This window comes from Sorangium sp. So ce590 (assembly GCF_051521365.1).
Lineage (GTDB): Bacteria > Myxococcota_A > Polyangia > Polyangiales > Polyangiaceae > Sorangium.
Window position 1 is genome coordinate 468,628 of sequence record NZ_CP150346.1, and the last position, 23,790, is coordinate 492,417.

Annotated in this window: 20 protein-coding genes; 12 read left to right on the plus strand and 8 right to left on the minus strand. The window is 70.6% G+C overall.

All coding sequences use genetic code 11. The features are described from left to right. Nucleotides 1–172: 172 nt before the first annotated feature. The 3 genes from WMF28_RS01745 (at nucleotide 173) to WMF28_RS01755 (ending at nucleotide 2,649) form a co-directional block, all read left to right on the plus strand. A complete protein-coding gene (locus WMF28_RS01745) occupies nucleotides 173–1,084 on the plus strand; it encodes a hypothetical protein (protein WP_437600266.1) in 912 nt (303 codons plus the stop codon). Nucleotides 1,085–1,188: 104 nt separating this feature from the next. Further along, nucleotides 1,189–2,289 (plus strand): hypothetical protein, encoded by a 1,101-nt coding sequence (locus tag WMF28_RS01750; RefSeq protein ID WP_437600267.1) that lies wholly within the window; start codon nucleotides 1,189–1,191, stop codon nucleotides 2,287–2,289. 24 nt (nucleotides 2,290–2,313) lie between these two features. Beyond that, nucleotides 2,314–2,649 (plus strand): hypothetical protein, encoded by a 336-nt coding sequence (locus tag WMF28_RS01755; RefSeq protein WP_437600268.1) that lies wholly within the window; start codon nucleotides 2,314–2,316, stop codon nucleotides 2,647–2,649. Between the two features lie 95 nt (nucleotides 2,650–2,744). On the opposite strand, the gene WMF28_RS01760 is transcribed toward WMF28_RS01755, so the two are convergent. After that, nucleotides 2,745–3,011: a hypothetical protein gene (locus tag WMF28_RS01760; protein WP_437600269.1), complete on the minus strand. Its 267-nt coding sequence runs from the start codon at nucleotides 3,009–3,011 to the stop codon at nucleotides 2,745–2,747. A 151-nt stretch (nucleotides 3,012–3,162) separates the two neighbouring features. On the opposite strand from WMF28_RS01760, the gene WMF28_RS01765 reads away from it, so the two are divergent. The 3 genes from WMF28_RS01765 to WMF28_RS01775 all read left to right on the plus strand — a co-directional run bounded on the left by WMF28_RS01765 (nucleotide 3,163) and on the right by WMF28_RS01775 (nucleotide 6,798). Next, nucleotides 3,163–4,374, plus strand: a complete 1,212-nt coding sequence (locus tag WMF28_RS01765; RefSeq protein ID WP_437600270.1) for a hypothetical protein — start codon at nucleotides 3,163–3,165, stop codon at nucleotides 4,372–4,374. A 774-nt stretch (nucleotides 4,375–5,148) separates the two neighbouring features. Further along, a complete protein-coding gene (locus WMF28_RS01770) occupies nucleotides 5,149–6,396 on the plus strand; it encodes a PKD domain-containing protein (RefSeq protein ID WP_437600272.1) in 1,248 nt (415 codons plus the stop codon). A gap of 120 nt (nucleotides 6,397–6,516) precedes the next feature. Next, nucleotides 6,517–6,798: a hypothetical protein gene (locus WMF28_RS01775; protein WP_437600273.1), complete on the plus strand. Its 282-nt coding sequence runs from the start codon at nucleotides 6,517–6,519 to the stop codon at nucleotides 6,796–6,798. Between the two features lie 70 nt (nucleotides 6,799–6,868). Here the strand turns inward: WMF28_RS01775 and WMF28_RS01780 are convergent, their stop codons facing one another. Continuing rightward, complete coding sequence (locus WMF28_RS01780; RefSeq protein ID WP_437600274.1) at nucleotides 6,869–7,927, minus strand: LacI family DNA-binding transcriptional regulator; 1,059 nt, start codon at nucleotides 7,925–7,927, stop codon at nucleotides 6,869–6,871. A 380-nt stretch (nucleotides 7,928–8,307) separates the two neighbouring features. Here WMF28_RS01780 and WMF28_RS01785 point away from each other — a divergent pair, with 380 nt between their 5' ends. Then, nucleotides 8,308–9,834, plus strand: coding sequence for an L-fucose/L-arabinose isomerase family protein (locus WMF28_RS01785; RefSeq protein ID WP_437600275.1), 1,527 nt, complete (start codon nucleotides 8,308–8,310; stop codon nucleotides 9,832–9,834). A 184-nt stretch (nucleotides 9,835–10,018) separates the two neighbouring features. On the opposite strand, the gene WMF28_RS01790 is transcribed toward WMF28_RS01785, so the two are convergent. Together WMF28_RS01790 and WMF28_RS01795 are read right to left on the minus strand one after the other, a co-directional pair. Then, nucleotides 10,019–11,092, minus strand: coding sequence for a hypothetical protein (locus WMF28_RS01790; RefSeq protein ID WP_437600276.1), 1,074 nt, complete (start codon nucleotides 11,090–11,092; stop codon nucleotides 10,019–10,021). A 10-nt stretch (nucleotides 11,093–11,102) separates the two neighbouring features. After that, nucleotides 11,103–13,025 carry a protein kinase domain-containing protein gene (locus tag WMF28_RS01795; protein WP_437600277.1) on the minus strand — a complete coding sequence of 641 codons (1,923 nt, stop codon included), beginning with the start codon at nucleotides 13,023–13,025 and terminating at the stop codon, nucleotides 11,103–11,105. Between the two features lie 377 nt (nucleotides 13,026–13,402). On the opposite strand from WMF28_RS01795, the gene WMF28_RS01800 reads away from it, so the two are divergent. Then, on the plus strand, nucleotides 13,403–16,828 hold the full coding sequence (locus WMF28_RS01800) for a DUF2126 domain-containing protein (RefSeq protein WP_437600278.1): 3,426 nt from the start codon (nucleotides 13,403–13,405) through the stop codon (nucleotides 16,826–16,828). A gap of 327 nt (nucleotides 16,829–17,155) precedes the next feature. After that, nucleotides 17,156–18,043, plus strand: a complete 888-nt coding sequence (locus WMF28_RS01805) for an SDR family oxidoreductase (RefSeq protein WP_437600279.1) — start codon at nucleotides 17,156–17,158, stop codon at nucleotides 18,041–18,043. On the opposite strand, the gene WMF28_RS01810 is transcribed toward WMF28_RS01805, so the two are convergent. Beyond that, nucleotides 18,040–18,474 (minus strand): hypothetical protein, encoded by a 435-nt coding sequence (locus tag WMF28_RS01810; RefSeq protein WP_437600280.1) that lies wholly within the window; start codon nucleotides 18,472–18,474, stop codon nucleotides 18,040–18,042. The two genes, WMF28_RS01805 and WMF28_RS01810, sit on opposite strands and share 4 nt — an antisense overlap. Nucleotides 18,475–18,542: 68 nt before the next feature. Next, a complete protein-coding gene (locus WMF28_RS01815; protein ID WP_437600281.1) occupies nucleotides 18,543–19,247 on the minus strand; it encodes a hypothetical protein in 705 nt (234 codons plus the stop codon). An 84-nt stretch (nucleotides 19,248–19,331) separates the two neighbouring features. Here WMF28_RS01815 and WMF28_RS01820 point away from each other — a divergent pair, with 84 nt between their 5' ends. The 3 genes from WMF28_RS01820 (at nucleotide 19,332) to WMF28_RS01830 (ending at nucleotide 22,024) form a co-directional block, all read left to right on the plus strand. After that, entirely contained in the window at nucleotides 19,332–19,973 is a 642-nt protein-coding gene (locus WMF28_RS01820) for an O-methyltransferase (protein WP_437600282.1), read from the plus strand. A gap of 96 nt (nucleotides 19,974–20,069) precedes the next feature. After that, nucleotides 20,070–20,969, plus strand: coding sequence for a type III pantothenate kinase (locus WMF28_RS01825; RefSeq protein WP_437600283.1), 900 nt, complete (start codon nucleotides 20,070–20,072; stop codon nucleotides 20,967–20,969). After that, the gene (locus tag WMF28_RS01830; protein ID WP_437600284.1) at nucleotides 20,966–22,024 is read left to right on the plus strand and encodes a FecCD family ABC transporter permease; all 1,059 of its coding nucleotides are present in this window, start codon (nucleotides 20,966–20,968) and stop codon (nucleotides 22,022–22,024) included. The genes WMF28_RS01825 and WMF28_RS01830 overlap by 4 nt, the downstream gene beginning before the upstream one ends. Before the next feature lie 39 nt (nucleotides 22,025–22,063). On the opposite strand, the gene WMF28_RS01835 is transcribed toward WMF28_RS01830, so the two are convergent. Together WMF28_RS01835 and WMF28_RS01840 are read right to left on the minus strand one after the other, a co-directional pair. Beyond that, nucleotides 22,064–22,462 (minus strand): (deoxy)nucleoside triphosphate pyrophosphohydrolase, encoded by a 399-nt coding sequence (locus tag WMF28_RS01835; RefSeq protein WP_437600285.1) that lies wholly within the window; start codon nucleotides 22,460–22,462, stop codon nucleotides 22,064–22,066. A gap of 90 nt (nucleotides 22,463–22,552) precedes the next feature. Then, nucleotides 22,553–23,659, minus strand: coding sequence for an FHA domain-containing protein (locus WMF28_RS01840; RefSeq protein WP_437600286.1), 1,107 nt, complete (start codon nucleotides 23,657–23,659; stop codon nucleotides 22,553–22,555). Nucleotides 23,660–23,790: the final 131 nt, after the last annotated feature.

Here is a 23,790-nt window from a genome sequence, read left to right on the forward strand (position 1 = left end):
GCCCGCGCCAGGAGCGGCGGCCCGAGCGCCGCACCCGGCGACGGTGGCGCAGTCGAAGCCCGCGCCAGGAGCGGCGGCCCGAGCGCCGCACCCGGCGACTGTAGCGCAGTCGAAGCCCGCGCCGGGTGCGGCGGCGGCCCGAGCGCCGCACCCGGCGAGGGTCGTGCAGCCCATGAACCAGGGCGGGAACCAGCAGCCCAGCGTCGAGGACATGATCCAGAAAGGCACCCGTCTCTGGAACGATCTCCGGAATGCCCTGCTGAGCCCCGACTTGGACGTCGACAGAGCCGCGGCCTTCTCCGCCCGTTACGCGAGCACGTGCAAACGAGGCGAGACGCTCCCGATCAACGTCGCCTCCTTCGCCGGGACCAAGGAGAACTTCTTCTACATCCAGACTGGCCCGAAGGGTGGCGAAGGCGCCTACGCCAACTACATCGATCCCGTCCACGGAGTCATCGTCGCGAGCTACAATTACGCGAACAAAGACACGAACACCGTCGAGACCGGGAGCACGGAGCGCATCAACAACTCCGAGATCCTCTATTTCCAGTACCATCATGCCTGCGTGAAGGCCCGCGAGGCCGGGCTCTCCCCGCTCCCCATGCACAAGGTGAAAGAGATCATACGGAGCTCCATAGCCAACCCGGCGACCACCGCCATCTCTAGCAAGTTCATCAAGATCACGCAGAGGTTCAGCGATGTAACGTTCTTGCCGGGGACGGACCCGTTCAAGGCGCTGATCGCGACCGACAACTGCAAGGGCGTCGCCTTTCTCCTCAAAGACCACCCCTTCGAGCTCCGGTGTCTCACGATCACCAGCTTCGTCGTCTGGAACGGTAACTACATCCGGATCAAGCTGAAGCAGGACAAGGGGGCCTACCGCGCCAAGAAGCAGGCCATCGAGGTGCGATTCGAGGACCAGATCGCCCACGGGATGGAGCTCGCGGAGATGTACGGGTGGTCCCCGGAAGCGGTGCTCGAGATGGCGATGCGGGGTGAGTTCGACGAAGACGTGAAACGCCGGAAGGCGATCGAGGAGAGGGCGCGACTGGACCCGAAGAGCATCCCTTCGTACTTCGTATGAGCCCTCCCCGTGAGCCGCCCGAAAAGCCCCCGCACCCGGCGGCCGTGAAGCCACCAAACGCGCGCGTCGCCCGCCCATCCCCGATCCGACCCCATCCGGCGACGGTGGCGCAGCCGAAGGCGCCGTTCGGGGCCGGGGCGGCGAAGGGGCCGCACCCGGCGACGGTGGCGCAGCCGAAGGCGCCGTTCGGAGCTGGGGCGGCGAAGAGGCCGCACCCGGCGACGGTGGCGCCGGCCGGCGCGGTTCAGAGAAAATGGGTCGCATTCAAAGACGGCCCTCGACATGCCATCATCCGCTGGGAGCAACAGGACGAGGACGACCAGGCGGGGTACGCCCTCGAGGACGGATGGTACAGGGCGACGCTGGACCAGAGGACCTACTGGGCGATCAAGCTCGACGATGACGAGGCGGACGACATCGCCACGGGCAGGTACGTGGTGCGGGTACGCCCCTGGATCGTGACGATGGTCTACAAAGAAGGCGTCACGAGGACAGCGGCGGACATCGATCTCAAGATTGTCTTTGGAAGAGTGAGAGAGATCTGGAAGCAGGCCGGCGTTGGCATCCACGTGGCCCGCCCGGTCGCCGCCAGGATCGATCTGCAGAAGAACCTCAATCAATATGCGAGCAGCGATGCGTTCCTGGGCGAGCTGTACGATGACCTCAGGGACGACATCAACGCGGCGATCCTCGAGGACCGGCGGCAGGAAAGGGAGTGCGTCCAGCTCGTGTTCATCCCTACCTTCGATCGGTGGGGCCTCACCCGCCACCAGGGCAACGACGGCTTCGTAGGGCCGGTGGTCTTCGTCGCGACGCACACCGCCGGCGTGTCCACGAAGGACGATTTCTTGGAGCGAGAGATCCCTCCGAGTCAGAAGTACGTGCACATGGGCATCTCGCTCGACACGGCCCACGAGATAGGGCACGTGCTCGGGCTCGAGCACGACAAGGGTCCCGCGCTCGTGCATCGTCTGATGCACGAATCTCTGTACTTCAACATCTGGGGGCAGACCTTCAAGACCGAGCTGGAGGCCCGCCAGATCGCCAAGGACAGGTATCCGACCCTCGGGGATATGACCCTATTCACCACCAAGAACCAGACGACGAATCGGTCGTACTGGACGGTGCTTCACGGCCGCGATCTGAGCGGGGCGCAGATCGCGACCGTCCTGGGGAACGATACCTTCCGGAGGATCGCCCGATGAGAGAGCCCGCGATCCGGCCGGCGCATGTGCGCCACGGCGGCGAATTTCATCGAGGACGTGCAGCCCGAGGTGGCGCTCCGGCAATGGGCTCTGACGTTTCCGTTCGCCTGGCGGCGGAGGCTCGCCCAGGGGGGTGCGCTGTTCGGCGCGCTGACGCGCATCTTCGTGGACAGCGTAGAGCGGTTCTACAGCGAGCACGCCGTGCGCCGGGGCGCGCGCGGAGCGGTCAAGACCGGCTCCGTGACGGTCGTGCAACGCACGTCCAGCGACCTCCGAATGAACCCAAGACCCACGACCCCGTTATTGCCGACCTGTACGGCCGGCTCGCTGCGCGGGGCAAGGAGCCGAGAGTCGCCCTGATTGCTTGCATGCGCAAGCCATCATCTTCTTGATCTCGGATCTGATGCTGCGCATGGCGTTCGCGTTGATCCAGGTCGGGATGGTGTACTACGTGACTATCCTCCTTCGTCCGAACGACGACATGCACGCGGCACGATGTACGTGACGGGCCTCATGGGCGTCATGTTCGCCACGAGCTTGCTGCTTTCGGTGGCCATCTTCCGCATCATCCCCCGCGTGGTCATCTCGAACATCGCGGGCTCGTCCTCGGGGAAGGGGGTGCGGACGAGATCGGCCGCATCGCGCTCGGCGGCGAGCTGGATGCGGCTCGACCAGATGACGCGCCGAGCAGAACGGGCCCGATGGTCAGACAGGCTTTCCACGCCTGAAACGCCTGCGATTACCGCGACGGTAGCACCAAGCGGAACGCATCCTACCCTATAGCTGTACCACTACTGGTGGACTCTCCGGTTGCGGGAGAAAAGGATCTCGTCCTCTCGTCATTTGCGGCGAGTTCGGGTATGCTCGGTCGGTATGTTGCGAGAGCCCACCCGCCTCTGCTGGCTCGTTCCCCTCCTCATCGCCCTGATCCTCTCAGTTGCCTGTGAAAATGGCTCGGCAGAGTCCGAGGCAGACGAGAGCGGAGGCCGAGCAGCGGCCGGAGCAACGAGCTCTGGCGGGAGCGGTGGCCAGGGCGGGACCGGTTCGACGACGAACGGCAGCGGCGGCATGGGATCCACTCCAAGGCCCGCGGAGAATGAACTCTTCCGACTGAGCACGACGCACATCGAATTCGACTCACGGAGCGACGAGTACACAGCGATCGTTGAGGTCGAGGCGCTCAAAGGGGTCGTCACGGTTTCCGCCATCCCGGTCTCCCACGAAGAGCTCGGAGAGTCCCACGTCGTCGTGAGCGGGCTGGAGGTGACGGACTCGAACGGTATCGCCCGCGTCCGTGTCACCAAGGCCGCCCCTCTTTCGCTTCCTCCCGGGGTATTTCGGGGTCAGATTCTGGTGAGAGGCTGCTCGGAGGGCTCGTGCCAGGAGCTCCTGGTCGATATCACCTACACGGTCGTTCATGTGGAGCTCGTCGGGCATCAGGGATTCAATCGGGCTGATATCGTTTTTCGCCGGCGTATCGACGAGGGACCTCCCGGAGCTCTCACGATTCCGATGGTGGCGAGCGACGGGAGCGCCTTCGACTGGTCGGTCAAACTCACCGAGAGCAGCCAGAACGAGGTCACCGGTTGGCTCGATTTTACTGCCGCAGGCAAGAGCACAGAGCCGCTCGTGCTTTCTCCAAATCAGCTCTTCGACCGTCCGATCAGACTCTCCGCCCAGCTCGCCATCACCACCGAGATCGAAGTCGCACCAGCTCTCGTGATTTATGACACGCTATTACCGATCGAAGTTTCGACGAACGAGGTCCACCTCACCGCGAATGTCGGAGAGCAGGCTGAGCCAGTCGAGTTTGAGATCTACGACGCCTACGGAGGCAGCTATCCTTGGGCGGTGAGCTACGTGGGGTTCGTGTTCGGGTGTCCGATCCGGTCGACCTTCATCGTTGAGCTCGTCGAGGGCAGCTACGACGCGTTGCCCGCAGTGGTGAGCGTCACTGCTCCGATCGCAGAGCAACCGACGGCGACGCCCACTGAATGCTACGGGGACCTCGAGATCAAACACGAAAGGACCACGCAGATCGTGCATCAGAAGGTGCGGGTCTCGCTCGACGTGACGGGAGAGTGAGCTCGTGGCAAGGGCGCTGAAACTCGATTTCCGCGTCGAGCGACCCCTCGAAGGCCGGAATGAGCGCGGTCCGGGCGGCGCCGCGCGCGCTAAGGGGCGCATCGGCCTGCCGTGGGCACACGTGTCGGTCCGGGCGCTGGTCTGGCCCGGGAGGCGCGTCGCGAGAGGCTATACGGCGTCACCGTGCGCCTTGCGGCGCACAACGGTGCTTTTCCAGTACGGTGGTCCCCGGTTGGGAGAGCGTGCTGGAACATCGGTCGGCTCGCCGAGCGCGGAGAGGAAGCGGACGATGTTCCGGGGCTCAGTGACCATGGCGACGAGCTTCATCCGCCCCTTGCAAGCTGGGCACTCGAGGACATCGAGCGCACATGTGCGGCGCAAGAGCTCGGCGCGGTTTGTCGACCGCCCGATAGCCGCCACGCTTGCGTTTCGGAGCGGCGTCATCGTCCGCCTTCGTAGACTCTTCTGGCTTCGCAGGGCGCGGTCCGATGCGCTTGCGCGCCAACGTGCGCGACTCGCCGACGCGCCAGGCGAATACAGTGCACGACGGGTTTGCTTTGACAGCATCGATTCGTCCTGGTTTATGCTATTCTTTGTGTCTTGACACCTCCGGCTCGACCCCGCGTGGGTCCGCGGGGGGTGTTGGATGCGGCCAACACGAAGGACATGTCCCCCGCGAGTCCCCGGCGACCGCTCCGGAGCGTCGCCGGTCGGCGTCTCGCCGGGGTGCACAGCAAGGGGAACAGCATCATGAGATCGATATCGAGAACATTCTTGCAATCGACGATCACCATCGCGCTCGCGCTCGCGTCACACGCATGCGACATGGAGAAGAGCGACGGAGACGCCGCCGGGACGACGGGCGCCATCCACGCGGCGCTCGCGGTCCGCGGCGCGCGACACGACGTCACGGCGATCCACTACAAGGTCGTCGGCGCCGGCAGCACATGCGGCGACGCGCCCCTCGCGGAGGCGACCAGCGCCCTTGAGCCCGAGGCGCTCCCTGGCAGCGTGCTCCCCGCGAGCTCGGGGACGCACGCGGGGGACAGCGTCGTGTTCCTGCTGCCTCCCGGCAACTACCGCGTTTGCGCGACACCGATGAGCGACGCTGCGCCGTCGAGCGAGTGCGCTCCCACCGAGGGGACGGCGTACGTCGCCGCCGAAGCGACGACCGAGGTCCTGCTCGTGTCCCAGTGCGGCGGGGGCGCGAACGGCGGTCTCGACACGGTTGTCGCGCTGAACGACCCGCCGAGGATCAACGATCTCGACATCGCGCCCAGCAAGTTCATCTCCCGGTGCGAGACGGCCACGATCACCGTGGGCGCCGAGGATCCCGACGGCGACCCGATCTCCTTTGCCTGGTCGATCACCGCGAGCCCGTCCGGGTCCTCCCCGGCCCTTCAGGCGACCGGCGCCGCCAGCAGCTTCTCGACGGACATGCCGGGCGACTACCAGGTTCAGGTCACGGTCTCCGACGTGTATGCCGCGTCGAGCTCGCTGACCTTTCCCGTCCACGTGTCGGCCGAGGACTGCAGCTGTACGTGCCCCGAGGGCTTCACGCAGCTCCCTGACGGCGACTGCGCGACGAGCTACGACATCGACGACGCGAGCGTCCTCATCAACCAGGACATGGACTGTGATGGGCTCGGCTTACACCGGAGAGACGGGTGCAACAGCATGCCCTACGGTTTCCGGTGGACCGATGCCGGCGGCGCGCTCGGCCCCGTGCAGAGGCTCGATGTCGAGCTCGAGAACGGCCTGACCTGCTACCCGGGCAGTCGGTCGGTGTCGCTCAACGGCACCACGATCGGGAGCTTCGACACCATCGGCACGTGCAGCTGCGACCCGGTCCACGGCCTCATCTCGCTGCCGGATGTGGGTTTCGGCACCTATAACCAGGGCGACTACAACGCCGTCCTGATCCACGGGCCCAGCTGTGAGGGCCTGAGCCGGAGCGACGCGCTCGGCGGCGCGTTCGCGCGCGTCACCGTGACCTACAGCTGCGAAGGCGGCGCGGGTTGACCCACGTGCGCGCCTCCCGACATCGCCTGCGTCGATCCGAGCGGGGACACCGTCTGTGTGGATCCGAGCTTCCACCGAGCCCACTGCGGGAGCTGCGGCAACGTGTGCAGCGGGCAGTGCGTGGACGGCGTGTGCACCGACGCCAGCGCCGACCGCGTGCTCATCGCGGGGGTGTCTTTCATCCCGGGCTGGAACGACGACGTACGGGTGGAGCTCGCTCGCACCGGCGCGTTCTCGGCGGTCGATGTCTACGACATCGGAGAGGCGACGCCGACCGTCGAAGAGCTTCACGCCTACGACGCGGTCCTCGTCTATATGTATGGCTTCCCGCATGATGGCGGCGCCCTGGGCGAACATCTGGCCTCGTACTTCGATGGCGGTGGACGGCTTCTGGGTCGGTGACGGCGCCGACATCATGAGAAACGCGCTGCTGTTCGAGTAGTCACAAGGCTTGGTACCACGGTCCCCCGTCCTACCATCGCGGTCCCGTCGCACCGTCGCCGGCGCTGATCGGGTGTGACTCAGCGGGGCGCCCTTCGCTGCGCGGCACGTCCGATGTTCGCGCGGTGAGGCGAGGGGGGAGCAGGACCTCTCGCGCGACCTTCCCGCCCGCCAGCATTTCAAGGAGCAGCCGGACCGCTTCGCGTCCTATCGCGCCGACGTCCTGATCGACGGTCGCGACGGGATAGCGCAAGAGATCGGCCATCAGGATGTCATCGAATCCGACGACGTCGATCTCGTCGGGCACGGAGAGGCCGGCGGCGCGGATGGCCCGCAGGGTCCCGACAGTGGTGCAGAAATTTGCTGCGTAGACGGCCAGAGGTCCACGCAGCCGCTGGAGAAGCTCGACCATGCGCGTCTCGGCCTCTTCCGGGGTGGCCTCCTTCAACTCCTCGATGGCCGCCGCCTCGACGCCGCTCCGCGCCAACTCCGCCCGGAACCCGTCGAGACGATGTCGGTAGGTGGGGATGTCGAGCGGGCCGCCGATGTAGACGAGCGACCGATCCTTGTGCCTGAGAAGGTGGCGGAGCGCCAGCACCGAGCCGGCGGCGTGATCGGTGCGCACGCACGCGACGTCGAGGTCCGGGACCGCCCGGTCGATCTGCACAAAGGGAAGTCCCTGCTTGTGCGCCGCGATGAGATCGCAATCCCCTCCGGAAACCGGGGACACGATGAGCCCATCCACCCGGGACTCGTGCACGAGCTGCAACGCGCGACGCTGGCGCCCTGCGTTGCCGGCCAGGTGGCTCACCACGAGGGCGTAGCCGTGGAGCTCGGCCTCGCGCTCGGCGCCGACGGCTATCCCGGCCCAGATCGGGTTCGACAGGTCTTCGACGGCGAGGGAGATCGCGTACGATTTTTGCTCCCGGAACGCCTGGGCCATGGCGTTGGTCCGATAACCCAGCTTCTGGGCCAGCGTCCAGACCCGCTCCACCGTGGCGGCGCTGATGCGAAATTTCGCATGCTTGCCCGTCAGCACGTGAGACACCGTGGTCTGGGACAACCCCAGGCGTTCGGCGATGTCCTTCATACGGATCGGACGCAGACCGGGCACGTGCGGGGGGGCGGGGTCGGGGGGATCGTTCAAGCGCGCGCTCCGTTTAGCTAATTCGGATTAGCTGTTGACGCTAGCACGGGCATGCATAGTATTGAAGCGGAATACGCGGTCGGTGTTTGCGGTCCCCCGCGCGCGCGGGAGCCATGAGCGCTGGTCGGGTCCGACGCGCGACTGGACGCCGGTTGGCGCTGTCCGCCTCGATCCGCGCAAACGTGACGAGCCCAGTGGGACTCGTGGCAAGGGGGCGCCCACAGCGTAAGTGGACGCCGATGCGACGACAACCGTGACGCTAACCGGCGGGCTGGAGCGGCAAGACCATCCTGGCTCGAGCCCGCCTGCTCCAGGAGACAGCGATGACACAGAGCGAGCCGGTGATCTTGGGCTTCATGGGCAACCGGGGCTTCTTTCCGACGGAGTTTGCGGAGGACGGAGCGAAGGCCACCCAGTCGGCTGTGGGCCATGTGCTCGGCGGGCGCGTGCGCTACGTCGAGCTCGGCAACGTCGAGACCTACGCCGACGCGCGCGCGGCCGCGGGCGTCGCCCAGCAGTACCGCCGCACCCCCGACGGCGGCGGGGCCATTGGCGTCATCTGCTCGATGTACAATTTCTCCGATGAAAACGGGATTCGGGACTTTCTGCGGCTGGCCGACCTCGATGTGCCGGTGCTGCTGCACACCGAGCCTGACGTGCGCGGTCTGGGACGCATGGGACAGAAGGGCCGGCGGGACGGGGCGTGCGGGCGCTTCTCGGCCGCCAACGCGCTCCGCCACATCGGCTACCCGTACACCCTCACGTCCAAGCATTGCGAAGCCGTCAGCTCGGCAGCCTTCGCGGACGATCTCCACGCCTTCTACGCGAGCTGCGTTCTGGCATCGAAGTTCCGTCGCCGGGGCCGCGGCGTGCGCCTCGGGCTGGTGGGCTCGGGGCCCGACGCGTTCCAGACGGTCACCAACGTCTCCACCGAGCTGCTGGGGCACATGGGCCTGAGCACGGTCGGCCTGGAGTTGATCGCGCTCGATCGACAGATGCGCAAGGTCTCGCCGCGCGAGCTATCCACTCAGCTGGAAGCGGTCTCCGGCTACATGGCAGCGGCTGACGTTCCGCGCGCCTCGCTGGAGGCGATCGCCCGGATGGGCGTCGTCTTCGATCGCTTCGTGAAAGAGAACGACCTCGACGGCATCGCGGTGCGCTGCTGGACGGAGATGCAGAAGTACCAGATCGGCGGAGAGGTGGGCGTGATGCCCTGCACCTGCATGAGCATGCTCTCGGACAAGCTCATTCCCGCCGCTTGCGAGACCGACATCGCGGGCTGGATGGGGATGTACATGCTCCAGTGCGCTTCCGGGCTCGTGCCGCTGCTCGGCGACTGGAACAACATGTACGATGACGAGCGCGAGGAGGTGGATCTCTTCCACTGCGGCGTTTGGGCCAAGAGCGTGATGCGCCCCGGCGCCCGCATCACCCGCCAGGAGATCCTGGCCACCCAGGCCGACATCGGCGCGGAGAACACCTGGGGCGCAGTCGACGGCGAGCTCAAGGCGGGCACCTGCGCTTTTCTGAGACCTTGCACCAACGCGCGCGAAGGCAGCGTGTTCCTCTACGGCGGGGTGGGCCGGGTCAGCGAGGAAGGCATCGACACGTTCGGCACGCGCGGCCGCATCCAGATCCCGCGCATTCAGGAGCTCTTTCGCTATTTGACGCAGCCCGAGCGGGCGGTGGAGCACCACACCGCCCTCGTGGTCGGGACGCACAAGAACATCGAGCTGACGATGAAAGCGATTCGAGACGCGGTGCCCTACATCAATGCCCAAGCGGGCCTCAGCCGCAGCGGCCAGGCGCTGGTTGATTTTCACGAGCACAGCCAGGTGGGCGAGCTCTGAGGCCGGAGCTCAGGTCGCCTGCGTGCGCGCGCGGATTCGCTCCCGACCGCCGACGGTCACGCTCCACGGCAGCGGGCGCGGACTGGCGCAGCCACGACGGCGCACGATCGCGGACCACCGCAGGCCGGTCCTCGTCGAGGCAAGGAGGTCGGCGACCTCGACGAGAAACGTGCCCAGGTCGCGCCTAGAACGCCCCCAGCACGCCGACCCCGCCCCCATCCGGGCCGATGAGCGGCACCACGCGCGCCTGCACGCGCCCCGGCCGCGCCCCGGCGGCGCTCGCGCCCTCCGTTCCCGACCGGCCCGACGTCAGCACCAGGATCACCCCCGCGCCGATCGCGGCGACGCCCACGCCGATGCCGATCGTCGACACGAGCGCCTTGGTCTCCGCCGCGTCGATCTCCGCGCGACCCAGAGGAGAGCACTGCTTGCCCGGACAGAGCGCCGCGTCCTTCTCCGCGTCGCCAGCCTGCCCCGCAGCGAGGATCCCGAACACGGCACCGACGCCGAGCACCGCCGCGCCGGCGCCCCCGATCACGAAGCCCGCGGTGCGCAGTCCTCCTCCGCCGCCGCCGTCGGCGCTGCCGGCGTCGCCGCCCGCCGCCGGCCCCCGCGGCGCGGTGGTCGTCTTCGCGGGGGGCGCGGGCTGGAGCTTCGGGACGGCGATCGCCTTCAGATCGGCGCTCTCGCCGACCTGCACGGTCGTCGACCACACCGAGTAGCCGCTCGCGGTCGCCTCGACCTGGTGCGACCCAGGATCGATCGGGATCGGCGTGCCGAGCGCGGCCGCGGGGATGTCGTACCCGTCGATGCGGACCAGCAGGCCCGGCGTGCCCTCCGCGACGAGCTGGATCTTCGAGAGCCTCGGCTCCAGCGCGTCGATGTGCTCCTGCGCGAACGCCTCGCGCGCGGCGTTGCCCTCCTTCTTCGAGGCGAAGAGCGCCTCCTTGAACTGCCCCCACGCCGTCGCCGTCCTGCCGAGCCCCTCGTTGCACAGCGCCAGGTTGAGCAGCGTGCCCGTGCCGGGCCGCAGCCGCTGGCTCTCCGCCAGCTTGGGACACGCCTCGGCGTACGACTTCGCCTCCATCAGGCGGCGCCCCTCCTCGAACAGCGTCTGGGCCAGCGTCGGATCGCCGCCCATGCCCTGCGCCGCAGCGCCCGCGGGCGCGAGCAGGGCGGCCGAGGCGAGGACGACCGAGGCGAGGACGAGTCGAGCGCGACGGATCGCGCGGGGGGCATGCAATCTCGAGAAGATCATGGGGGGTGGCTCAGTGCGGATCGTTCAGGTCGATGCCCTGGGGAGGACGCTGGGTCGCTGGAGGTGGCACGGGGCGGCCAGCCGGCCCGCTGCGCCCCGCCGGCGCCCGCGGAGGCGCCGCCCTCGTCGGCACCGACGCTGGCGAGGCTGACGCCGAGGCGCTCGCCGCCGCCGAGGCGCTCGCCGCCGCCGAGGCGCTCGCCGCCGCCGAGGCGCTCGCCGCGGCAGTGTCCGTCGCCACCCCCGTCGGCAGGATCGTCGGCCCGTCCGGCGTCGCCGCCCCGGGGTCGGACGCCGGCCGCTCCGGGGTCGGCGCAGGCGCGGCGGTCTCCGTCGCGCTCGCGGTCGTCGCCTGCGCCGCCGCCGCGCCGCCCGCGTCGTCCGCGCCGCCCCGGCGCAGCATGAACACGCTGACCGCGAGCACCCCGAGGACGAGCGCCGCCGAGAGCAGCGTGATCGCGATGATCACGGCAGGGGAGGCCGGCAACCCGGGGATCCGGCGCCCGTCCGACGAGATCCCCAGGTGGGTCGACGAGGCGAAGGTCGCGGCGGCGCGCGAGCTCATCGGCGCGCTGTACGGACCGGGGACGATCTGCTGATGCGGCGCGGGACCTTCGGGCGGCACCGGGCTGAGCCTGCCGCCATCGCCGGGCGGCGCGCCCGGGGGGCCGAAGGCCGGCGACGACGGCCGGGCAAACGGCGAGGACGGGTGCGGGAACGGCGTCGTCCCGGAGGCGACCGGCGATGGCGAGAACGGCGACGGCGGGTGGGGGTAGGGGGTCGCCGCAAAGGCGACCGGCGACGGCTGCGAGAACGGCGCCGCCGCGTCGGGGAGCGGCGTCCCGGGGCGCTGCGGCGGCGCTGCGGCGGCCTGACCGGCCGCCGCAGGCGACGAGAGCCCCGGCCACGACGGCTCGCGGAGCGCCGGCGCCGAGGCCCGCGCGTCCACGACCGAGAACGAGGGCTGCGACGCGCGGTGCCCGCCGGCGGCCGCGGCGTGCAGCGACAGGCCGCCCATGCGCGCGATCCGGACGAGCGTCGGGTACGTGCGCGCGGGCGCGAACGGGGCGAGCGCCACGACGAGCTCGGCGACCGACGCGTACCGTTGATCGCGCTCGCGGGCATAGGCCCTCTCCAGCACGGTCGCGAGCGGGGCGGGCACGTCGGGGCGCATGTCCCGGAGCGGCGTCGGCGTGCCGGTCAGCACCTCCGCGCAGAGCTGCGGCAGCGTCTCGGCGTAGTACGGCTGCCGGCCGGCGAGCAGCTCGTAGAGCGAGACGCCGAGCGCATAGATGTCGGTCCGGTGGTCCACCGAGCGCGTCTGCCGCATCTGCTCCGGCGACATGTACAGCGCCGAGCCCAGCGCCGCGTCCGTGCCCGTCAGGATGTCGACGGCGCCGGTCGCCATCTTCGAGATGCCGAAGTCGAGCACCTTGACGAGCGGCGAGCCGTCGATCCGCGTCGTCAAAAACAGGTTCGCCGGCTTGAGATCGCGGTGCACGATGCCGAGCCCGTGGGCCTCGGCGATCGCCTCGCTGCCCTGGACGATGTAGTCGACAGCGTCCTCCAGGCCGAGCACGCCCTGGTCCTGGAGCAGGCGCGCGAGATCGCTCCCGGTCAGGAACTCCATGACCATGTACGGGGCGCCGTTCTCGAGCGTGCCGACGTCCGAAACACGGGCGACATGCTCGCTCTTGATCTTCATGCCCGCCTTCGCCTCGCGCAGGAAGCGGCCCGCCCCCTCCGGGTGCCGGCTGAGCTGGGGCAGCAGGAACTTCAGCGCGACCCGCTCGTCGAGCACGATGTGCCGCGCCTCGACGACCACCCCCATGCCGCCCTGGCCGATGATCCGCTCCACGCGGTACTTGCCGGCGAGCACGGTCCCCGGCTCGACCGGGGCCAGCGAGGGCTGTTTCGTCTCGGAACCCGACACAGCGGGCGATGATCACCGCTTCGCCCTCGGACGGCAAGCGCGCGGCGCCGGTGGTGGGTCGCGGCGTCGCACGGCCTGCAGAACAACGCGAAAGATGCAGCAACGCGCGCCGCCGCGCGGCCGCTCCGCGCACGATCACGCCGTCGCACGCTCGCGCCGCCGTCGCACGGTCGCGCCGCCTCCGCACGCGCGCGCCGCCTCCGGACACCCGCGCCGCCGCGCCCGCCACACGCCGGCGTCTTCGCGCCGCTACACCGCCGAATTCTCGCCGAATCCTTCAGGAAACGAACGCGCCGTGCGTCCAGAACACGTCGCGGAGAGCGAGACGGAACGGGGGCAACTCTGTTTGGATAGGGCCACCCCCGGAGAGAACCACCGTGCGCCTGCTCATCCAGCACCGGACCCGTTACACCTATCCCAGTCCCGCCTCGCTCGGCCCGCACCTCATCCGGTTGCGGCCCGCGACGCATGCGAAGGCGAAGATCGAGTCGTACAGCCTGAAGCTCGACCCGCACATCGCGGCGCACTGGCAGCAGGACCCGTACGGCAACCATGTCGCCCGGGTGCTCCTGCCCGCGGGGGAGCGCGCCCGGCACCTCGACATCCTCGTCGAGCTCGCGGTCAGCGTGCGCCCCGTCAACCCGTTCGACTTCTTCGTCGATGAGCGCGCGGAGCATGTCCCGTTCGCGTATCCGGCCGAGCTCAAGCAGGACCTCGCCCCCTTCCTCGACAGCGCCGATCCGTCGATCGCGCGCGGCCCGCTGCTCGACGAGTTCCTCGCCGGGCTGCCGTCGCAGGGCCACACCGTGACGCTCCTCGTCGCGCTGAACACCGCCGTGAACCGGCGCATCAAGTACGTCATCCGCGAGGAGGCCGGCATCTGGACGCCGGAGGAGACGCTCGCGCAAGGGCGCGGCAGCTGCCGCGACTCGGCGACGCTGCTCATCGCCGCCCTCAGGTCCCGCGGGCTCGCCGCGCGCTTCGTGAGCGGCTACCTCGTGCAGCTGACCGACGAGGGGATGATCCCCGACCAGCCGCGCGGCGTCAGCCGCGACGTCGTCGACCTGCACGCGTGGGCCGAGGTCTTCCTGCCCGGCGCGGGCTGGATCGGCCTCGACGCGACGAGCGGCCTGCTCTGCGGCGAAGGCCACATCCCGCTCGCCTGCACCGCCTCGCCCGCGCTCGCGTCGCCGGTCGAGGGCACGAGCGACACGCGCGCGAGCGACGTGACCTTCGAGATGAAGGTCGGGCGCCTCGGCCACGAGCCGCGGCCCACGACGCCCTACGAGGAGCCCGTGTGGCAGGAGCTCCTCTCGGTGGCGGATCGCGCCGACGAGCGGCTCGCCGCCGCGGGGCTGACCCTGACCATGGGCGGCGAGCCGACCTTCAACTCGCGCGAGTACCCGGACGCGCCGGAGTGGCGCGAGGGCGCGCTCGGCGCGACGAAATGGTCGCAGGGGCTCCGGCTCGCGCACGAGCTACGGCGCCGGATCACGCCGGGCGGCGTCCTGCTGCTGCGCGCCGGCAAGCACTACCCCGGCGAGAGCCTGCCCCGCTGGGCCCTCGAGATCGTCGGCCGGCGCGACGGCGTCCCCCTCTGGACCGAGATGTCCGGGGCGCGCCACGCGGACCCCGCGGTCGCGCCGAGCCGCTCGTCGCGCGGGAAGAACGTCGCGCTCTCGCGGAAGTTCGCCGAGGCGCTCGCGACGCGGCTCGGGCTGACCGAGTTCCTGCTGCCCGCCTACGAGGACCCCTGGCGCCACCTCCAGGACGAGGCGAGCCTGCCCACCGAGGTCGACCCGCTCAAGGCGAACCTCGACGACCCGGAGGAGCGGCGGCGCCTCGCGCGGGTGCTCGATCGGGGGCTCGGCAGCGAGGCCGGCTTCGTCCTGCCCCTCACGCGCCAGTGGGGGGCGTGGATCAGCGAGCGCTGGGGCTTTCGGCGCGGGAACCTCTTCCTGATCCCGGGCGACAGCGCCCTCGGCCTGCGCCTGCCGCTCCGCTCGCTCGTCGCGGTGGCCCCGCCGCCGCCCCTCGAGGAGCTCGTGTCGCCGCCCGATCCGCGGCGCGGCGAGCCCGAGGCCGACGAGGAGGAAGCGAAGCAGCGCCGCGTCGAGCGGCTGCACGACGACGGCGAGCCGGAGCACGCCGAGACGGCGCGCGCGCGGGCGGCGCAGCGGCACGCCCACGAGGGCAAGCGCGCGGCGCAGGCCCAGCGCGCGGCGCCGGCCGCGGGGCGATCGGGCTACGGGGTGCGCACGGCGCTCTGCGTCGAGACGCGCGACGGCACGGTCCACGTCTTCCTGCCGCCGCTCCTCGCGCCGGCCGACTTCTTCGAGCTCATCGCGGCGATCGACGCGACCCGCCAGGAGACGGGCATCGACGTGCTGCTCGAGGGGTACCCGCCGCCGCCCGGCGCGGACGTGCTCCGCTTCTCGGTGACGCCGGACCCGGGCGTGCTCGAGGTGAACCTGCCGCCGACCGACGGGGTGCGCAAATACGCGTCGCTCCTGGAGACGGTGTTCGACGCGTCGCTCCACAGCGGCCTGCACTGCGAGAAGTACCTCGTCGACGGGCGCATGGCGGGCAGCGGGGGCGGCCACCACCTCACGTTCGGCGGCCCGACGCCGCGCTCGAGCCCCTTCCTGCGCCGGCCGGATCTGCTGGCGAGCCTGCTCACCTTCAACCAGCACCACCCGTCGCTCTCGTACATGTTCGCCGGCCTGTTCGTCGGCCCGACGTCGCAGGCGCCGCGCGTGGACGAGGCGCGGCACGAGAACCTCTACGAGCTGGAGATCGCGCTCGCGCGCGCGTTCGAGCGGCGCGAGGACGAGCCGCCGTGGCTCTCGGACCTCCTGTTCCGCCACCTGCTCGTGGACATGACGGGCAACACGCACCGCGCCGAGGTGAGCATCGACAAGCTGTTCGACCCGCAGACGGCGCACGGCCGGCAGGGGCTCATCGAGCTGCGCGCGTTCGAGATGCCGCCGCACTTCCGGATGGCGGTCGCGCAGTCGCTGCTCGTCCGCACGCTCCTGGCCTCGTTCGCCGAGGAGCCGTACACGGGCCCGCTCGTGCGCTGGGGCCAGGCGCTGCACGACCGCTTCCTCCTGCCGTACTACCTGTGGCGCGACTTCGAGGATGTGCTCGATCACCTGAAGCGGCGCGGGCTCGCGCTGCCCGCGGACGCGTACCGCCCGTTCATCGAGCTGCGCTGCCCGGTGGTGGGCACGCTGCACGCCGGCGACGTGATGCTGGAGGTGCGCAACGCGATCGAGCCGTGGAACGTGCTCGGCGAGGAGCTGACCACGACGGGCACGTCGCGCTACGTGGACTCATCGATGGAGCGCATCGAGGTGCGGGTGCGGGGGCTCACGCCGGAGCGCCACACGGTGCTCGTGAACGGCCACGTGCTGCCGCTCCGGCCGACGGGGACGGCGGGCGAGCTCGTGGGCGGCGTGCGGTTCCGCGCCTGGGCGCCGCCGCACAGCCTGCACGCGCACCTCGGCATCCACCACCCGGTCCACCTCGACCTCCTCGACACGTGGGCCAAGCGCTCGATCGGCGCGTGCGCCTACCACGTGTGGCACCCGGAGGGCCGCGCCTACGACGCGGCGCCGCTCACGCGGTTCGAGGCGTCGGCGCGGCGCGCGCAGCGGTTCACGATCGAGGGGCCGACGCCCTGGCCGGTGACGGGGAAGCCGGCGTCCCCCCACGCCGACGCGCCGTACACGCTGGATCTGCGGCGCTACCCGGTGGACCGGCCGCCGCCGAAGCCGCCGAAGCCCGAAGACGAGGGGTGACCGAGGTGGGAGACCTGGTGGGCGCCGGGGTCAGGGCGGCCCGGGCAGGCGCCGCGAGCGCGCGCATGTCCCCGAGCCAGGCGAGGCGGCTGGCCGCCGGGTCATCGTCGTCGTCGCTGTAGCCGGCGATCAGGGGAATGGACGACAGCGAGAGAACGAGCGCGGGTCGCCGGAAGAATCTCATGGCCGCTCGTGCGGCCGGGTCGGGGGAGCTCCGATCCAGAGTGCAGGCTGCGACCGATGGTCGGGCTGGCCTGCCGTTCCTATTGCCATGTACCGCCGGGAGCGCGAGCGGCCTCCCACCACGAAACGGTATCAGGAGGAGGCATGCGGAACACTGGACCGAGCGAGGATCCGAAGGGCGCGGGCCCGAAGCCGCCTTTCGAGGGCAAGAGCCAGGACCGGCCCGGTATCGAGGCCAGGATGGATCCGAGGCCCGATTATGGCGAGTCGTCGTACAAGGGGCTCGGCCGGCTGAAGGACCGCGTCGCGCTGATCACCGGCGGCGACAGCGGGATCGGCCGCGCCGTCGCGCTCGCGTTCGCCCGGGAGGGGGCCCGCGTGGCGATCTCTTACCTGAGCGAGCACGAGGACGCGAAGGAGACGGCGCGGGTCGTCAGGGAGGCGGGGCGCGATGCGATCACGATCCCCGGGGATCTGGCCGACGAGGCCCATTGCCGGAAGGTGGTCGAGGAGACGGCGCGCGAGTTCGGGCGGATCGACATCCTTGTGAACAACGCGGCGGAGCAGGGCAAGGCCGCCGAGCGGTTCGAGGACATCGACGCCTCGCGCCTGGAGCGCACGTTCCGCGTGAACATCCTCGCGATGTTCCACCTCGTCCGGCTCGCGCTGCCGCACATGAAGGAAGGCAGCGCGATCATCAACGTCGCCTCGATCCAGGCGTATCAGCCGAGCCCGAGCATCCTCGATTATGCGTCCACGAAGGGGGCGATCGTCACCTTCAGCAAGGGCCTGGCGCAGGACCTGATCAAGCGCGGCATCCGGGTCAACACCGTGGCGCCCGGCCCTGTCTGGACGCCGCTCATCCAGCAATCGTTCCCGGAGGAGAAGGTGGCCACCTTCGGCAAGGACTCCCCGATGCAGCGCCCTGCGCAGCCGGCCGAGCTCGCCCCTGCGTTCGTGTTCCTGGCCTCGAACGAGGCCAGCTACATCAACGGCGAGGTGCTCGGCGTCACGGGCGGCAAGCCGCTCTAGGACCCGCTGAACTGCGTCAGATCGACGCGGACACCGAGGTGGAGGAGCGCCTCCTCGGGCCGGGTGAAGGTGCCCACCGGACTGACATGCCCCTTCGAGAGCCGCTCCACCTGGAGCACCCCTATCGCGCTCTTCAGGAGGACCGCCGTCTTCTTGAACCCCTGCACCAACCGCGTGTGAGACGGCGCGAACGTCGCCTCGAACCGGTCGTCGTTGCGCATTGGTGCGTCCCGGGCGTCCACGAGCAGCAGAGAGCGCGGTCTGGAGATGATCCCGAGCGCCTGCTCCATGCGCTGGAAGTTCTGCTCGACTTCCCCGAGGCTCGGATAGGGCGGCGAAAACCGCTTGAGGAACACGAGCTGCTGGGCCGGGTCGTGGTAGAGGGCCGTGTACGGGTTCCGCTCGAGCTCGATCAATCCGCGGAGAGGCACAGCCAGATGTTAGGCCCATTCCTCTTTGGCGTCGACCCTCGCGGCGCCGCGCCGCGGACCGCGGCGGCTCACCGCTCCTCACAATCGACGCTGCACTGCGCCCCTTCGCACGCGAAGACCCCGGCGGCGGCCGGCGCGCCGCTCTCGTACAGCATGGCGCACTCCCCGGGGCAATCGGCGTCGTCGGCGGCGCACGCGTCGGTGCACGCGAGCAGCCCCCTGCACACCGGGTCGGCGACGCACGCGTTCATCTCGGCGGCGCACCGCGCGTGAAGGCAGGACCCGCAGGGAGGCAACGGAGCGCGCGACGGGCACTGCACATTGCACCGCTCGGCCGCACAGCCGCCTTCGAGCAAGACGTCGGAGATGCCCTCCTTGTGCGCGGTCATGCACGTCTGCCGGCACGGCTCGTCTCCCGTGGCGCAGCCGAGAAAGCAGTTGGCCAGCGCGTCGCACTCCGTGCTTCGCTGGCACGCGCAATAGCTCTCCTGACAGCGCAGCGCGAGGCACGTCGTGCACGGGTCGCCGAGCGAAGCGCAGGCGTACTCCGGCTCTCCGCCCGCCCCGCCGCCGGTCGCCACGGAGCTCGCCCCGCCGCTTCCCCCGGCGCCCGCGCCGTCGGCCCCGCCCGCGCCCGCGCCGCCGGCCCCGCCCGCGCTGCCGGCCCCGCCCGCGCCGCCGGCCCCGCCCGCCCCGGGGCTGCCCGGCGCCGAGCTGCAGGCCGATGCGAGGAGCGCCACAACCGCGCACTTCTTCCAGGAAGAACCGGGCATGGTCGACGCTACCCGAAGGCCGGCGGCAGCTCAAGGTGGGGGCGGACCCCGCGTGCTACCGTGGCCCGACCAAGGAACGTCCTCATGGCCCTCATCATCGATCGAGACCTGGAGCGCTACGTCCACGACCACACCGAGCCGCCCCCCACGCTCCTCGACGAGCTGCGCGAGCACACCCTCGCCAACGAGCCGGGGGCCGGCATGCAAGTGGGGCGGGTCGAAGGCGCCCTGCTCAAGATGCTCGTCGCCCTCATGCAGGCGCGCCGCGTGCTGGAGATCGGCACCTTCACGGGCTACTCGGCCCTCAGCATGGCCGAGGCGCTCCCGCCGGACGGCGAGCTCATCACCTGCGACCGCGACCCGGACGTGAGCCGCGTCGCCCGGTCGTTCTTCGACCGCAGCGAGCACGGCAAGAAGATCCGGATCGCCCTCGGCGACGCGCTCGACACGATCCGCGCCCTGCCGGCGAGCCCGGCCTTCGATCTCGTGTTCATCGACGCCGACAAGGAGCGCTACTCGACCTACTACGAGGAGGTCCTCCCGCGCGTCCGCCGCGGCGGGCTGATCGTCGCCGACAACACCCTCTGGAGCGGCGAGGTCCTCGCCCCCCAGACGGTCGACGGCCGCGCCATCGCCGCCTTCAACGATCTCGTTTATCGGGATCCCCGGGTCGAGAAGGTCATGCTCTCCGTTCGCGACGGGGTGACGCTCGCGCGCAAGCGCTGAGCGGCCAGAGCCCCGGGCGCGCGCGGGCGCCGGCCCACGCGCGCGTCCGAAATCCTGGCGGGATCCAGGGCGCGCGGCGCTAGAGTCCAGCCCAGCATGCTGCTCACCATCGACGTCGGGAACACCAACATCAGCTTCGGGGTGCTGGAGGGCGAGGTGCTGCAGCACCACCTCCGGTGCGAGAGCGCGCGCTCTCGCACCGCGGACGAGTACGCCGTGCTCGTCCGGCAGATGCTCGACCTCCGCCGCGTCGATCTCGCCCGCATCGACAGCGCGATCATCGCCAGCGTCGTGCCGACGCTGACCGACACGATGGTGGGGCTCGTCGAGCGGGCATTCGGGATCGAGCCGCTCGTCGTGGGCCCGGGCATCAAGACCGGCATGGCCATCCTCTACGAGAACCCGCGCGAGGTCGGCGCCGACCGGATCGTCAACGCGGTCGCGGCGCACGAGTGGATCAAGCGCTCGTCGGAGCCCGCGCCCCGCTCCGCGCCGGCGCGCGAGCCCGCGGCCGATCCCGGCCGGGGCGATCACGCCGCCTTCGGCGTCATCGTCGTCGACTTCGGCACGGCGACGACGTTCGACTGCGTGACCCCGAGGGGCGAGTACCTGGGCGGCGTCATCGCGCCGGGCATCCAGATCAGCGCCGAGGCGCTCTTCTCCCGCGCCGCGCGGCTGTCCCGCGTGGAGATCGCCCTCCCGCCCCGGGTCGTCGGACGCAACCCCGTCCACTCGATGCAGTCGGGCATCGTGTACGGCTACGCCGGGCTCGTCGACGGGCTCGTGAGCCGACTCCGGCGGGAGCTCGGCTACCCGTGCCGGGTCATCGCGACGGGCGGCCTCGCGCAGCTCATCGCGCCGCAGACCGAGACGATCGAGGAGGTCGACGACGACCTGACGCTCACCGGGCTGCGCCTCATCTACGAGCGGAACGCCGAGCGCAACAGCGGCCCCGCCACGCAGCCGCCCGCGGCGCGCGGAGGCGGCCAGGATTGACGGCGCCCGCGTCCGGCCGCGCTCCCGCGCGCCCTCCCGCCGCGGCGCCCGCGTCCGGCCGCGCGCCCCGGAGCTCGCTCGCCGTCATCGCGGCGCCCGTGGTGCTCGTCGTCGCGCTGCTCCTCGCGGTCCTCCTCGGCGCCGAGCCCGTCTCGGTCGAGCGCGCCCTCGCGGGCCCGGGCCTCGACCGGACGCTCCTCCTCGATGTGCGCCTGCCGCGCGTGCTCCTCGCGGCCATCTCCGGCGCCGGCCTCGCGGCCGTGGGCGCCGCGTTCCAGGCGCTGCTCCAGAACCCGCTCGCCGAGCCGTACGTGCTCGGCGTCTCCGGCGGCTCCGCGCTCGGCGCCTCGGTCGCGATCGCGCTCGGCGTCGGCTCGGCGACCGTCCTCGGCGCCACGCTCCTGCCCGCGGCGGCGCTCGTCGGCGGCCTTGTCGCGACGGTGCTCGTCTACGCCATCGCGCGCGGCGCGGCCCAGGGCACCTCCGGCGCCTCGATGCTCCTCGCCGGCGTGATCGTGAACTCGATCGCCGCCGGCCTCATCTCCTTCCTCAAGACGGTCGTCTCCCCCTCGCGCTCCCAGCAGCTGCTCCGGTGGCTCATCGGCTTCATCGAGCTGCCCACGACCTCGGCCCTCCTCGGCGTCGCCGCCTACGTCGTCGCGGGCTGCGCGGTGCTCGTGGCCGACGCCGCGCGCCTGAACCTCCTCTCGCTCGGCGACGAGTCGGCCGGGACCCTGGGCGTCGACGTGCGCGCCGTCGAGCGCCGGATCTTCTTCGCGTCCTCGTGCGTGGTCGGCGCGATCGTCAGCCGCACCGGCCTCATCGGCTTCGTCGGGCTCATCGTCCCGCACGCGGTCCGCCGGCTGGCCGGCGCGGATCACCGGCGGCTCCTGCCGCTGTCGCTCGTCGCCGGCGCGGTGCTGCTGACGACGTGCGACCTCGTCGCGCGGCTCCTGTTCCGGTGGCTCGGCACGGAGCCGCCCGTGGGCGCGGTGACCGCGGTCCTCGGCGGGCCGCTGTTCCTCGCGCTGCTGCGGCGCTCGCCGCGCATGTGAGGGGGGCGCGCCGGGCCGGTGTCGGACCGGCCCGGGGCGTCAGGTCATGCCGAGGAGCTTGTTCATGCTGGCCTCGTCGGCCGGCGTGAACGGGTAGCGATCGAACTCGGCGCTCGTGACCCACCGGAAGGCGTTCACGGCCAGCGACGCGAGCTCGCCGCTCTCGATGTGGCACTCGTAGAGGTACAGGTCGACGACGTAGCGCTCGTACGGGTGACTCACGAACGAGATCAGCTGGCGCACCTCGATCTCGACGCCGAGCCGGTGCCGGACCTCGCGCTTCAGCGCGGCCGCGTCGGTCTCGGACTCTTCCACGCGTCCACCCGGGAACTCCCAGAGCATCGGCAGCACGGCGGTCGGGCGGCGCTGGGTGATGAGGTAGCGGCCGTCCTGTTCGATCACGGCGGCGACCACGCGGATGGTGCGGACCATTTCCATGACGAGTGCCTCAGCGACGCCCAGCGTACGACGGGGCGCGGGGTTGTGCGAGCGGGACGGTCGCGTCCTCGGGGCCCAGGTCGCGCGGCCTCACACGGACACGCGGAACAGCTGCTGACCCATGAGCAGGATGTCGCCCCCCGTGATCTCGGTCTCGCCGAGGACGCGGAGGAAGGTGCCGTTCGAGCTGCCGAGGTCCGTGAGGAACAGCCGGCCGCCCTGGAGCGAGATCTGGCAGTGGAGCCCCGAGACGTAGCCGTCCTCGGGGAAGAGGATGTCGCCGCGCTCGCGCCCGAGGTGCAGGCCGGTGTCGGGGACGGGGAACGCGTTGCCGGTCGCGTCCCTGCCGATGATCAGCGCCAGGCGGGCGACGTAGCCCTTCGAGGGGCTGCCGAGGCGCTCGACCCCGTCGGGCGTCGCGGGCGCGGGGGCGAGCGACTCCAGGCGGACGATCTCCTGGCCGACGCGGAAGACGTCGCCGGTGTCGAGCTGCACCGGCGTGTCCCTGCGCAGCCTGCGGTAGACGCCGTTCAGCGAGCTCTCGTCCTTGACGAACAGCCGCCCGCCCTTGATCGAGAACGTGGCGTGGCGCGGGGAGAGGTAGCTGTCGCCGCCGAAGATCGCGCCGGCGTCGCGCCCGATCGTCGTGGGGTTCGCGGGCAGGGTGTACGAGCCGGCCTCGGTGCCGTCGGCCCGGAGCGCGGTCAGCACCACGTTCGCGGCGCCCGACGTCGACACGACCGGCGCGGGCGGCTGCACGGACAGGCCCGCCGGCTTGAGGAGCTTGAAGCCGCAGAGCGCGCAGAACTTGTTCGACGGCGGGTTGGGCTCCTGGCACTGCGGGCAGACGACCGTCCCCGCGCCGGCCGACGCCGTGGGCGCCGACGGCTGCGCGGCGGCGGCGGCCTTCCTGCTCGTGCCGGTGTCCTCGCCCCGGACCGGCGCCATGAACGCCGCGGGGTCGACGAGGGCGGGCGGCGGGGGCGCGCCCGGGGCCCCCTTCTGGGCGCCGGTGCCGATGGCGGTCGGCTCATCGCCGTAGCTGTTGTTCGACCGCGAAGCCGCCGGCACGCCGTGGGGCGGCGTGCCCGGCGCGAACTTTTTCGGCGAGACGTCGCGAGGCAGCTCGGCGCCGCAGCCGAGGCAGAACTTGTAATGGTCCTGATTTTCCTTAGAGCACTTCGGGCAGGTGATCACCAGGCCTCCTCACAACGAGCGACCGACGGGGTCCAAGGCGAACGGCGGCGGGAGCATATTCGCCGCGGCCGCCTTCTGTCGACTGTCTGTCGCTTCTCTGTGCGCTTGCGGCCGGTAGGGCCCGGAGCGGC

Excerpts from the sequence above, each read along its gene's own strand:
- WMF28_RS01745 (WP_437600266.1), top strand. The coding sequence starts at position 173 with ATGAACCAGGGCGGGAACCAGCAGCCCAGCGTCGAGGACATGATCCAG.
- WMF28_RS01755 (WP_437600268.1), top strand. The coding sequence starts at position 2,314 with ATGTGCGCCACGGCGGCGAATTTCATCGAGGACGTGCAGCCCGAGGTG.
- WMF28_RS01765 (WP_437600270.1), top strand. The coding sequence starts at position 3,163 with ATGTTGCGAGAGCCCACCCGCCTCTGCTGGCTCGTTCCCCTCCTCATC.
- WMF28_RS01780 (WP_437600274.1), bottom strand. The coding sequence starts at position 7,927 with ATGAAGGACATCGCCGAACGCCTGGGGTTGTCCCAGACCACGGTGTCT.
- WMF28_RS01785 (WP_437600275.1), top strand. The coding sequence starts at position 8,308 with ATGACACAGAGCGAGCCGGTGATCTTGGGCTTCATGGGCAACCGGGGC.
- WMF28_RS01790 (WP_437600276.1), bottom strand. The coding sequence starts at position 11,092 with ATGATCTTCTCGAGATTGCATGCCCCCCGCGCGATCCGTCGCGCTCGA.
- WMF28_RS01805 (WP_437600279.1), top strand. The coding sequence starts at position 17,156 with ATGCGGAACACTGGACCGAGCGAGGATCCGAAGGGCGCGGGCCCGAAG.
- WMF28_RS01815 (WP_437600281.1), bottom strand. The coding sequence starts at position 19,247 with ATGCCCGGTTCTTCCTGGAAGAAGTGCGCGGTTGTGGCGCTCCTCGCA.
- WMF28_RS01820 (WP_437600282.1), top strand. The coding sequence starts at position 19,332 with ATGGCCCTCATCATCGATCGAGACCTGGAGCGCTACGTCCACGACCAC.
- WMF28_RS01825 (WP_437600283.1), top strand. The coding sequence starts at position 20,070 with ATGCTGCTCACCATCGACGTCGGGAACACCAACATCAGCTTCGGGGTG.
- WMF28_RS01835 (WP_437600285.1), bottom strand. The coding sequence starts at position 22,462 with ATGGAAATGGTCCGCACCATCCGCGTGGTCGCCGCCGTGATCGAACAG.